Here is an 11283-nt window from a genome sequence, read left to right as displayed (position 1 = left end):
GAGGTATATCAGGGTGATGCATAAGAAATTACTGGCGGCTATGGGCGTGACCATGATCATATCATCTGCGGGAGCGGCAGCTCAGCCTGCGGTCGCGGGCGCAGCAACGTTCAAGCAGCGGTGCATGATGTGTCACACGGTCGCCCCCGGCGCGAAGGGCGCAGGGGGACCTAATCTGGGCGGGGTCGGCAATAGACCGGCTGCCAGTACCGCTTTCGCCTATTCGCCTGCGTTGAAACAATCAAAGGTGAAGTGGACCGCCGAAAATCTCGACAAGTTCCTGACGGCGCCAAGCAAGATGGTGCCGGGCACGCGTATGTTCGCCGGAATTCCAGACCCGAAGAAGCGTGCGGAAGTCGTGGCCTATCTCCTCTCGCTCAAATGATGAGGGGTTCAGCGGGCACCGATGATCGCGGCGGAAAATGCCGCGATCGCGCAACGTCTGCCGCTGCTCCACAGACCCGACTTCCTGGATTAACCAACTTCGCCTGACCCAAAAGCGCGTTGTCAAGCACGCCCCGCTACAGCATAACCGACAGCCCAAGTGGCTTCGCGATGTTGTTGTTATGCGATGGGGGAAGCTGCAACAGCTTCCGGGGGCTGGATTATGAACCAAAAGATCGACACCGAGGCATCGTTGCGCCTGGTGCGTACGCAGAAGGCATCCATCCCACCCTTTGCGGCGCTCAGGGCGTTCGAGGCGGTCGGGGTCTGCGGAGGGATCAGGCGCGCAGCTGCTGCCTTGTCGGTCGATCATGCCGCCGTCAGCCGTCATTTGCAGGCGCTGGAACATTGGACCGGCATGACGCTGATAGAAAGGGTGGGCGGCGCCTACGGCACCTTGACGCCGCAGGGGCGGATTTATCATCAACGAATCAGCGCGGCGTTAGCGGAAGTGGCGCGTGCCACCCAGGATCTGATGCGCCGGGACGAAGATTCCCGCCTGCGCTTGTGGGTGGCGCCGGGACTGGCATCGGAATGGTTGACGGGCAAGATCGGTGAATTCATCAAACGGCATGCCAAGATAGAGCTGGAACTCCAACCTTCGGATCGTGCGCCGGACTTCGGTTCAAATGAAGCTGACGCATATCTGCATTATGTCGCGGACGGGGCTGCCGATCAGGTCTTGCCGTCCCTTCGTTCGGTCGAAATCGCCAGACCGCCGATCCTGGCGGTTGCCAGCCCGCAATTTGTCGAGCTGACGGGCGTATTCCGTACCCCGGCGGAGCTCGTCGGCCAGACGCTGCTTCATGAGACAAGCCACGATCAATGGCGGAAATGGTTCGCGCTGCATGGTCTGGTCGATATCGGGCCGCTGGCCGGACCCAAATTCTTCCAGGGCCACCTGACCTTGTCGGCCGCCCGGCAGGGGCAGGGTATTGCATTGGCCAACGCATTGCTCGTCAGCAACGATATAGCCAGCGGCCGCCTCGTATCAGTCGGGCAATTTCCCGAGGTGTTCCTCGGAAGCTATAATTTTACGGCGCGCCGGGATTGCTGGCGGGCAACTTCAATCGCCAGCTTCAGGCGCTGGCTGGAAAACGCCATTGCGGCAACGCGGTGCGGTGATTCCTAAACACCGGAGATCGGGATTTTATCATCTGGCGGCTTGCAACGTACTCCTTACTCTTGGAGCCACAATGAGGGGCATGGTTGTGACTAACGCCGAGACGATTCTTGAACGAAAATTTGTGTGAAGTTCCGATGGATCGGCGAACGCTGTTGACCTCGGTCCTTGGCATGACCGCCTTGAGTGCGTGTGGCGGGCGCATTCGGGATCCGAATGAAGTGATCATCGGCTCCTCGCCGACAGGCGTTCCGTTCAGCTTCGTCGATCCGGCCACGAACGCGCTGACAGGATCGATCGTCGAAATCGCGCAGGCCGTAGCCGATAGCCTGTCGCTTCAAGCGGAAATGCGGATCACGCCCTTTTCGGCATTGCTGCCTTCCCTTCTGGCCCACAAGATCGACCTCATCGCCGCAGCCATGCTGCGCACGCCCGAGCGTGAGAAGGTCGTGGCGTTCAGCGAGCCGGTTTACGCCTATTCCGCCGCATTGGTCGTGCCCGCAGCCGACCGCCACATATACCGCGACCTACAGGCCATCCGGGACCTACGTGTCGGCGCGCAGGTCGGGACGCGTTTCGTTGATCAATTGCGCGATGCCGGTGTGAAGAATGTCTCGACCTATGACGGCCTGTTCGACATCCTCCGTGATCTCGACAATGGCCGTATAGACGCCGGTTACGGCGACGAACCCATATTGCACTATCAACTTCGGGTAGGCCCAAGGCGCGCGGTCAGGCTGGTGCCCGGCTTTCAGGCGCCTGCGCGCGAAGAACTCTGCCTGATATTGCGCAAGGACGACCCCCTGCTGCATCGCGTGAATTCAGCGATCGAGCATATGAAGAATGGGCGGTTTCTCGATATTGCACGACGTTGGAAGCTGGAGGGTTGATTTGAGCGAGTTTCTTGCGGACGCCGTGCAGTTCATGCCGCTGTTGCTGCGTGGACTTGGGACGACAATCTTGCTGACGCTGTGCGCGTTGGGATTGAGCCTGATGCTGGGGATGATCTGGGCGTTGATGGCGCTTTCGCCCTCCAGACTGTTGCGTGTGGTCAGCGTTACGATCGTCCAGACCGTGCGAGGCATTCCGATTATCGTTCAGCTGTTCTGCGTCTATTTCGTGCTTCCGGAATTCGGCATCGACCTGCCCCCTTTCATGGCGGGCGTGGTCGGGCTGGGCGTCGCCTATTCGGTGTATCAGGCCGAGAATTTTCGCGGAGGGTTCGGATCGGTCGATCCTCAATTGGTCGAGGCCGGATTGTCCCTGGGCATGAGCAACGGCCTTGCTTTTCGCCGCATCGTGTTTCCGCTGGGACTGCGAACGGCCCTCCCCTCTCTGGGTAATACTACAGTGATGTTATTGAAGGATTCGTCGATCGCATCGACCATAACGATCGCGGAACTGACCCGGGCGGGCCAGCTTCTGGCCATATCCACGTTCAAGAATGAAACGGTCTATCTGTTGGTCGCTCTGCTGTATCTGGCTGCAAGCCTGCCCCTTGCGGCGCTTGTCCGCCTGTTCGAACGCCGGATGGCTCGCACATGATCCGCCTCTCTCAGGTGACCAAGCATTTTGGTGCGAACCACGTCCTGCGGGACGTCAGCATCACGATCCCACAGGGGCAAGTGGCTTGTCTCATCGGTCCTTCGGGGTCCGGAAAATCCACGGTGCTACGCTGCATCAACGGTCTGGAGCGTCATGACGGGGGCGAAATCGACGTTCTGGGACATCCGGTCACGGTAGCAAACCATCCCAGCATTCGACGCCAGGTGGGGATGGTATTTCAGCGCTTCAATCTGTTGCCGCATCGGACGGTTCTGGAAAACATCATTGAAGGGCCGATGCAGGTGCTCAAGGAGGAACTCGGACAAGCAAGAGACCATGCGATGGCCCTGCTCGAACAGGTCGGCCTGGCCGACCGGCATGGGGCTATGCCGAGCCAGCTTTCCGGAGGACAGCAGCAGCGCGTCGGCATCGCACGGGCATTGGCGATGCGCCCGAAGGCCATATTGTTCGACGAGCCGACCTCCGCCCTCGACCCGGAGCGCGTGGGTGAAGTCCTTCAGGTCATGAAGTCGCTGGCGGAAAGCGGCATGACGATGATCGTCGTGACGCATGAAATTGCTTTTGCCCGGGAAGTTGCCGATCGCGCCATTTTCATGGCGGATGGGATCGTGGTGGAAGATGGCCCGGCGCGGCAGGTTCTAGAAAATCCGCAAGCGGCGCGGACCCGCCAATTTCTGGATCGGGTGATCAACCCTTTTTAACTATCGACCAGAACCCGACCCGAAGTTTCAACCCCGCACGACATCGTGTTTCGGGAGTGTTGAACTCGTGGCTGCCTGATCCGGTCATATGATTTCCTTAATATTGGGTCCAGTCCCCTTTGGGGAAAGAGATGAACGGCGCCCATCCGGTTTGGATCAACAGATTTCGTGCTCATCGTGCCCGCATGGTGATTGGTACTCACCAGTCTCGAAGCAATACACAACTGTCACGCGAGGGACGGAGGAGGCATCGTTCAACGACATCAAAATACGGATATCGCCTAATGCCAGCTGTCTTGTTCGATCCGAAAACCCTTCTCGATACGGCAGGACCGCCGAAAGTCATTACTCCCCGGCTGTCCGATACCGACCTACGGGCTCGTTCGGCGTCGATCACTTCCGGTTCCAATCCCTCGAACCGTTTTGGCATATGGGAGTGCAGCCCAGGCCGTTGGCGCCGGGAAGTGGGGCAGGCTGAATTCTGTCATTTCCTCAGCGGGCGCGCCACGTTCACACCAGACGACGGACCTCCACTGGAAATCGCCGCAGGAGACGTGGTCCATTTTTCCGCATCGACGCACGGTGTCTGGGATGTCTGCGTCAAGCTATTCATGGTCTATGACGAGGGCATCGGACAGTGACCAAGTCGAGCGCCGTTTCCAATGGCCCGGTAATCCAAACGATTGAGGGCGACTACTGGCTGTCGACATCGGGCGATGATCTTAAGGCGCGTCCCCCATTAGAGGGCGATGCTCTTGTCGATGTCGCTATTGTCGGTGGTGGATTTTCGGGTCTATGGACCGCCTTCTTCCTGCTTTCCGAAAACCCGGACCTTCGAATTGCAATCGTTGAAAAGCATTTCTGCGGCTATGGGGCATCGGGCCGCAACGGCGGCTGGTGCTCGCCGCGCTTTCCAGTGGATGCTGGCCCCCTTATCCGGCGCTATGGCATGGACCTGGCACGGCAGACGATCCTTGCTCAACAACGCTGCGTCCAGGATTTCCCGGAACTCCTCGCCAAGGCTGATATCGATGCCGATTTTCGCCGAACCGGACTGCTGAGCCTGGCGCGAAGCCCGGCGCAGATGGCGTCGCTCGTCTCCACCTTCGAAACTTTCGCCAAGCTCGGACTTTCGACCGGCAGTCAGCTCCTCGGCCCCGATGAAACCTATAAAAAGGTTCATGTCACGAAATTGTCGGGCGCGTTGCGGTCAAGTCATGGGGCAAGCCTCCATCCCGGCAAGCTGGTGCGCGGGCTGGCGCGGGCGGTCGAGCGAATGGGCGCGACGATCTTTGAACAGACGCACGCCTTGACGATCCGGGGTGGAGACGACGCGGCGATCGTCACGGAACGTGGCACCATTCGCGCCCGGCGTGCGGTCGTGACGGCAGGGGAGGCGTATATGACGGATATGCCCCAATATCACCGTGACGTGCTACCGATGTCATCGATGATCGTGCTGACGGCGCCGCTGACGACTGCGCAGTGGGACGCCATCGGCTGGGCCGAAGGCGAGTGTCTGAGTTCGCAGGTTCATACCAAGAATTACCTGACACGTACGCGCGATGGCCGGATACTCTATGGCAGCCGAGGCGCGCCCTATCGCTTCGCATCAGACATGGCGGAACGCGCGTTGCAGGACGAGGAAACCTTCGCATGGATGCGGTCCACCGTGAAGGAATGGTGGCCCGCCCTGCACGACATCTCGTTCACCCATTCGTGGGGAGGCTATCTTGGCATTCCGCGCGACTGGATGCCTTCGGTCAATTTCGATCCCGTCAGCCGGATCGGGCGGCTATATGGCTATACGGGTCGCGGTGTCGCAACGAGTGCGATGTGCGCGCGCCTGCTGGCGGGACGGATCGGGGGATGGACCACGGGCCTGGAAGGCCTGCCGTTCCATCGACCGGAAGCGCCGCGCTGGGAACGGGAGCCGCTGCGGTGGGCAGGCGTTCGATATACGCAGAACGCGCTGGAGCGGGTCGATGAAGCGGACGATCAGGGTCGTGCACCGCCGATCGATGCACGGCTCGCCGAATATCTGACCTCGCAATGATCGCGGGAAGGGGCGCCGATCATGCGGGCGCGATGATCCTGCAAACCATCTTTATGTTCAGAAATTCATCGCCCCTAACGCGAAGCTTCGCGACCCAGGCCGGATTCCTTTACGCCACCGAATGGCGCCATCTCTGCCGAGATAAGGCCGGTGTTCAACTCGATCGCGCCATATTCCAACGCCGGGGTGACCCGGTTCTCCGGTCGCCGTCACGAGTAAAGACCAGCTATCGCTTGTCTGACGACACAGCGTGTACCCCAACTCGGTAGAGGACGCCCCGCCCTCTACCGCCCAATGTCACTGATTAGATGCGTGTGCCCCATGGCCATTCATGAAGCGCCTGCATCACGTCCGTCACGATCTCGTTCACGGCGCGATTGGCCTGATCGAACGCCGCTTGCGTTAGGCATATGGCCCCCGCATCGGAATTGGCTATGGCAATTCGGCCGACACGTTTCCGGCCGACGACCCACGGCCGATCTTCGGGCGCCCAGTCCGGGTCATATAGTGAATTGGCGCAGGCGGCGTAGCCGTGGGGATGACGGTTGACGGTGATTGAAACGATATCCCGATCGACGTTGAAACCGACCGGCCCGAACGCGGTACGGAACAGATCGCGCGTCGCCGCCTCGATCGTTTCGATATCCGTCGCCAACAGTTCCGCGCGCCCGGCGCGGAACTGGTCCTTTGCATTCAAACCCGGGCTGGTGGGAACCTTTGAAAGGTGAATCGGCATGGGGTCCGAAGGCGTCTCGGCGGGTCGATACCCCCCGACCTTGGAGGGCCAATCCACACCAATCGTGTCCCACCAGAAGGTGTTGCCGGGACAGCTGACGGCACCAATGCCCAGCTTTGCCAGCATTTCCCAATTGCGGACGACGACCGTCCCGTACACCAACGGCATCCGCACCGCATTGTGCAGCGCCGCTTTCTGAGGCTCTGGTATTTCCGGAGCGATATAGGGGATGATCGCGTTGTAGCAGGCCATGACGACGGCATCTGCACGCACCATTTGCGCCTTGCCGTTACGGATGTAACTAATCTCCACGCCCGTCGATTTTTGAGGGGTTCCACTGTGCACCACGCGCCCGACGGTGCTGCTCAACCTTATCCGAACGTCATGTTCCGGCCGGTCCAGCTGGCTGTAATCGGTGCGGGTGAGCACGGAATCCTCCTGCGTGCTGCCAGGCAGCGCCGAGGGGATCAACCACCTTATCAGCAATTTTGCCAGCCCGTGATTTCCATCCGGGAAATGAATGTCGTCGCCCTCGCCATCCGGTAGCCAGCTTTGCGGCCGAGGCATCTCGATCCCGAGCTTGGCGAAGCCGGGCAAGCCACGCTCGAATGCGTGCATGGCACTGATCGTATCGATACCGGCCGCACCGTTGACGCCGCTGTGGATCTCCTTGATCATCATCGTGATGACTTCCGGGTTCACCTTGACATAGCGGGTGAGATAATCCGCATAGCTGGTCTTCTGCAGCAACGCGGCCTTTTCGGTCGCTGACATGCCCGCCAGATAATCCACCGGCCGCGTGTTCAAACGAAGCAAATCGTCCTTTGTGCGCTGGGACAATGGAGCCTTGGCCAAAAATGCGGACCATGCCTTAGGGTTCGATCGGTCTGCTCCTTCAGGAATATCGACCACCAGCTTGTCGACGCCGAATGTGGCCTTGTCGAACAACACGGCCCGTTTAAGGTTGAATGCCGTATCGAGTCCGCGCCAGACGCTGCGAGGTCCCGCCGCCGCCCGGAAACGTTTAATATCGACGCCCACATCCGCCAGCAGCTGGCGTCCCTCGGCCGTGTATGCACGCGGGCTGAGGATGTACATCGTCCCCCCATAACCAATCACGGTACGCCCATCGACATCCGTCTCGTTACGGCGGGCATGGCCGCCAAAGTCATCGTGATTGTCGAGGATCAGGATTTTCGCTTTGGGAAACTTCTTTTTCATGAAGTAGGCCGAAGCCAGCCCGCTCATCCCGGCGCCGACGACGACAAGGTCATAACGCTCACCAATGTCGGGCGCGTCCTTGAGTGCAGAGCCATCGCGAATAGCATGGGCTGCTTCGAATGAACCCGGGTGGCTGCCGCGCATTCCGGTCAGCGTTGGCGGATAATAAGTGCCCGGCGGCAAGGGAGGCGACGATGCGAGCGGCTCCGTCGTCGCCTGCGCGATCGTGCTGATCCCGGTGCCGCCCAGGACGGATGCTCCCCCAACAAGAAATCCGGCACCGCCGACCAACTGGCGGCGGGACACTCCCCGCGCACGGCCCTCTTCATGTTGATCGTCGTTCATGATCGCATCCTTGGCTCTGTAAAAATTGACTTCTTGTTGACAGCGTCAGTCACGGTTTGGCGGGACGGACGGGGCGTGGTTCATGATCGCTCCAGGCCCTGATCTTGCCGTCAACCACCACGAAAACCCCTGTCACACGGAATGGGACCTGCTCTCCCGTTGCCAGCAAGGACGTGTCTTCGCGATCATTTACGACGACATTGCCGCTTTCATAGGCGCTATGGACGCCGATCCGGTAGCGCTGACCGTGAGCGAACAGCCCGCGCAGCTTCTGGGTGACGGCGGATTTGCCGCGCCCGGGATCGTCAAATTCACCGAAACTAACGACCGCGTCATCTGCGAACAGATCGGTCAGGCTATCGACGTTGGGCGTTGGCGATGCGATACCCGCCAGCAATGCCCCCACCACCGTGCGGGCGGACGCAACCGGCGGTTCGGCCTTAGCAGGCAGAGTTCCCGCGAGGGCGATCAAACCCGCCAAGCCTGCCAAGCTCGGCGATGAGAATGCCAACATGAGCCCGCCCCGAATTTGCTTCGCCTTCATTCTGCGCAGTACAAGTCGACAGATATGTACCCGGAAGGTCATTGTTTGAATATCGCTTGCAAAATGAAGGCGCGCGGCCGCCAGGACGTGCCAGAAAATACTGGCCAGCCCTGACTGGGACGGGTGCGAGTGAGAAGTTCGCTGGAATTGAGCAGATTGTCGACATAGAAAGAAACACTGAAGCGGCCGACGGTCGTGCCGATGCGGGCCGTCACATAGTCCCGCGCGGGAGGCTTCGTCAAAGCGGGGTCATAAGATGTCGTCGCGGGATCCAACTGAGCGGTCAGACCAGCGAAAGTATCGATATGCTGGTAATCGACGCGCGCGAAGCTCTTGTTGCCCAACGCCTCGAAATTATACTGTCCACCGACGGCCAATGTCCACTCAGGAGCGCCCAGAGATTGCCCGCGGCTGACGATCAGCGCTGGCCCGCTCGGCGGCGCGATCGCCTTGGTCAGGCGTGCATCGGTGTAAGCCGCCGCCAAATTGACGTCGAAATCATTGCCGATCGTTGTTTGGAGTTGCAGGTCAAAACCCTTGCTGCGCGCTTCGCCCAGATTGTCGATGTAGCGAAAACCGCAGACCGGCAGCGATATAGCCTGCTGAATGCCTGTCCATTTCACATAGTAAACACTGGTGGAAACGCTGACATCGCCTAATTTGTTCTTTGACCCAACTTCATAATTCCATGTTACGTCCCCATCATAGGATGAGGGCGCCTGATTCAATCCCAATTGGGCCAGATCGGATGCGCATGGCGTCACCGGAATCGGCGCGTTGGCACCGCCAATGCGAAAGCCCTTGGAGGCGGTGGCATATACCATGTTATCGGGATTGATCTGGAAAGCGAGACTGGCGCGGGGAGTGAAGGGCTTTTCGGACTGCTCGCCGGTCGATCCGGTCGGACCACCGTTAAGGGGGCCGCCCTGGTCATTCTGGAACTTGATCTTCACCTTCGCATAGCGCGCGCCGAGCGTGAGTTTCAACCTGTCCACAAATTCCCAGGTCGCCTCGCCAAATATGGCGAGTTGGGTATCCTTGACGCTATTGGTCCCGAAATAGTTCAGGTCTCCTACAAGGGATGAACCGTAATAATCCTCGTAGCTGATGCCATATAACGCCTGGATAAGGCGTTCACCCATGGGATCGACAATCTCTTCATAATTTTTATATCGGTTGTTGCTGTAAAAGCCCCCGATTACCCAGTTCAAACGTGAATCAGTGGCTGACTGAACGCGAACTTCCTGAACGAAATTATTCTGACTGTTGTTGATGTGGGCTTCGGAAAAATAATCGCCAATCGGAAGCCTGATCCCCATCGGCGTACCCAGCGAGCCAAAGTCATTGAGCGTAGGAAGGCCCACCGAGTCATAGAAGCGCGCCAGATAGTCGGTTCCGCTATAGCCGGTGCGCTGTCGGCGTCTGAACCAGGAAGTATTGGAAAGAACGGTGACGGCGCCGAGGTTCAGCTCTGCCTTGATGGTCGGCAGATACCAGCTGTCACGGTTCGGCACGACGGTTGCGTCGGTGGTTCGAAAATCGCCCCCGCTGATATCGGATGCCGCGATATTGAAATAATTCTCTCGCTCCTTCGTATATTGATATTGAAGCGAAGGCGTGATTTCCAGATCGCCGAGAGCAAAACGAACAGCGCCGCGCAAGGACACTGTCTTGCGGGAATTGGCGTCTTTCTCGTCGACCTGGTATGTCCGCCAATCGAGCTGGTCGATCCAGCCGCCATCGCGCCGCGCGAAGGCACTGACGCGCACGGCAACCTTGTCCTCCACGACCGGTATATTGAGCGCGACGCCTGTCTCTGCGTCGAAATCACCTTTCGTAATGGCGCCGATTTCGCTGCGGGCGTAAATCTTCGTCGAAGACAGGGAGGGTTGGGGCGTGATGTACCGTACGACGCCGCCCTGTGCGCCAGCGCCGAACAAGGTTCCTTGCGGACCACGCAGCACTTCGATGCGATCCAGATCAAAGACCGTTGGCAAGGCATTTTGCGAGAGGATACCAATATTCAGAAGCTGAAACGGCGTGTCGTCAATGTAGACGCCTGTCGTTGGAGCACCCGCGGACGAACTGATTCCCCGCACTGCCACGGTGCGCGTATCGACATCTATGGTGACGCCAGGTAGTTGGCGCTGGAGATCGTTGAAAGTCTTGATGCCCTGCTGATCAAGCTTGGCCTGACCATAAGCGCTGATGCTGATAGGAACTTTGGAGGCGCGCATTTCCTGCCGCGTCGCTGTGACGACAATATCATTGCCGCTGTCGTTTATACGAGCATCAGACGGCGACGTTGACTGTCCGGCAGGTTGACTATCACCTTGGAGTGGAGCGCCATGAACTGCTGTAGAAGCAAGGCCCAAACTCACCATTGTTGCACTTGTGAACAAGCGCAAACGATGTCTTCCAAGTATCATCGGAATCCCCTTCACACGCCGAATTTTCCCTGAGGGGCTATCCCTCTTCAGGGCGCTTATTCCTCTTAAACGATACGATCTATCGTCCGCGTGCAACAGATTTTTGCACGGTCCTCCC

At 59.0% G+C, this 11283-nt stretch carries 10 protein-coding genes and 1 pseudogene; 7 read left to right on the top strand and 4 right to left on the bottom strand.

The features are described from left to right. Positions 1-16 precede the first annotated feature (16 nt). The 7 genes from ACZ51H_RS13425 (at position 17) to ACZ51H_RS13395 (ending at position 5890) form a co-directional block, all read left to right on the top strand. The gene (locus ACZ51H_RS13425) at positions 17-385 is read left to right on the top strand and encodes a c-type cytochrome (RefSeq protein WP_464803275.1); all 369 of its coding nucleotides are present in this window, start codon (positions 17-19) and stop codon (positions 383-385) included. A 222-nt stretch (positions 386-607) separates the two neighbouring features. Further along, positions 608-1576 (top strand): LysR substrate-binding domain-containing protein, encoded by a 969-nt coding sequence (locus ACZ51H_RS13420; protein ID WP_464803274.1) that lies wholly within the window; start codon positions 608-610, stop codon positions 1574-1576. A gap of 128 nt (positions 1577-1704) precedes the next feature. After that, a complete protein-coding gene (locus tag ACZ51H_RS13415) occupies positions 1705-2457 on the top strand; it encodes an ABC transporter substrate-binding protein (RefSeq protein ID WP_464803273.1) in 753 nt (250 codons plus the stop codon). Between the two features lies 1 nt (position 2458). Continuing rightward, positions 2459-3112 carry an amino acid ABC transporter permease gene (locus tag ACZ51H_RS13410; protein WP_464803272.1) on the top strand — a complete coding sequence of 218 codons (654 nt, stop codon included), beginning with the start codon at positions 2459-2461 and terminating at the stop codon, positions 3110-3112. After that, a complete protein-coding gene (locus tag ACZ51H_RS13405; RefSeq protein WP_464803271.1) occupies positions 3109-3834 on the top strand; it encodes an amino acid ABC transporter ATP-binding protein in 726 nt (241 codons plus the stop codon). The genes ACZ51H_RS13410 and ACZ51H_RS13405 overlap by 4 nt, the downstream gene beginning before the upstream one ends. A 284-nt stretch (positions 3835-4118) precedes the next feature. Then, a complete protein-coding gene (locus tag ACZ51H_RS13400; RefSeq protein ID WP_464803270.1) occupies positions 4119-4475 on the top strand; it encodes a cupin domain-containing protein in 357 nt (118 codons plus the stop codon). After that, entirely contained in the window at positions 4472-5890 is a 1419-nt protein-coding gene (locus tag ACZ51H_RS13395; protein WP_464803269.1) for an NAD(P)/FAD-dependent oxidoreductase, read from the top strand. Before ACZ51H_RS13400 ends, ACZ51H_RS13395 begins: the two co-directional genes overlap by 4 nt. A gap of 19 nt (positions 5891-5909) precedes the next feature. On the opposite strand, the pseudogene ACZ51H_RS13390 reads toward ACZ51H_RS13395, so the two are convergent. The 4 genes and pseudogenes from ACZ51H_RS13390 to ACZ51H_RS13375 all read right to left on the bottom strand — a co-directional run. Continuing rightward, positions 5910-6084: pseudogene (locus ACZ51H_RS13390) on the bottom strand (aldehyde dehydrogenase family protein); the annotation flags it as partial. A 110-nt stretch (positions 6085-6194) separates the two neighbouring features. Then, on the bottom strand, positions 6195-8192 hold the full coding sequence (locus ACZ51H_RS13385; protein ID WP_464803268.1) for an NAD(P)/FAD-dependent oxidoreductase: 1998 nt from the start codon (positions 8190-8192) through the stop codon (positions 6195-6197). A gap of 49 nt (positions 8193-8241) precedes the next feature. Then, positions 8242-8706, bottom strand: a complete 465-nt coding sequence (locus tag ACZ51H_RS13380) for a nuclear transport factor 2 family protein (protein ID WP_464803267.1) — start codon at positions 8704-8706, stop codon at positions 8242-8244. A 68-nt stretch (positions 8707-8774) separates the two neighbouring features. Beyond that, positions 8775-10973: a TonB-dependent receptor gene (locus ACZ51H_RS13375; RefSeq protein ID WP_464803266.1), complete on the bottom strand. Its 2199-nt coding sequence runs from the start codon at positions 10971-10973 to the stop codon at positions 8775-8777. Between the last annotated feature and the right edge of the window lie 310 nt (positions 10974-11283).

The sequence above is a fragment of the Sphingobium sp. TomMM15 genome, from assembly GCF_055397045.1.
This window is presented reverse-complemented; position numbering and strand designations above follow the sequence as displayed.

Bases quoted from the DNA above. Each gene is read 5' to 3' on its own strand.
- ACZ51H_RS13400 (WP_464803270.1), top strand. From the start codon at position 4,119: ATGCCAGCTGTCTTGTTCGATCCGAAAACCCTTCTCGATACGGCAGGA.
- ACZ51H_RS13380 (WP_464803267.1), bottom strand. From the start codon at position 8,706: ATGTTGGCATTCTCATCGCCGAGCTTGGCAGGCTTGGCGGGTTTGATC.
- ACZ51H_RS13405 (WP_464803271.1), top strand. From the start codon at position 3,109: ATGATCCGCCTCTCTCAGGTGACCAAGCATTTTGGTGCGAACCACGTC.
- ACZ51H_RS13385 (WP_464803268.1), bottom strand. From the start codon at position 8,192: ATGAACGACGATCAACATGAAGAGGGCCGTGCGCGGGGAGTGTCCCGC.
- ACZ51H_RS13415 (WP_464803273.1), top strand. From the start codon at position 1,705: ATGGATCGGCGAACGCTGTTGACCTCGGTCCTTGGCATGACCGCCTTG.
- ACZ51H_RS13375 (WP_464803266.1), bottom strand. From the start codon at position 10,973: ATGCGCGCCTCCAAAGTTCCTATCAGCATCAGCGCTTATGGTCAGGCC.
- ACZ51H_RS13420 (WP_464803274.1), top strand. From the start codon at position 608: ATGAACCAAAAGATCGACACCGAGGCATCGTTGCGCCTGGTGCGTACG.
- ACZ51H_RS13425 (WP_464803275.1), top strand. From the start codon at position 17: ATGCATAAGAAATTACTGGCGGCTATGGGCGTGACCATGATCATATCA.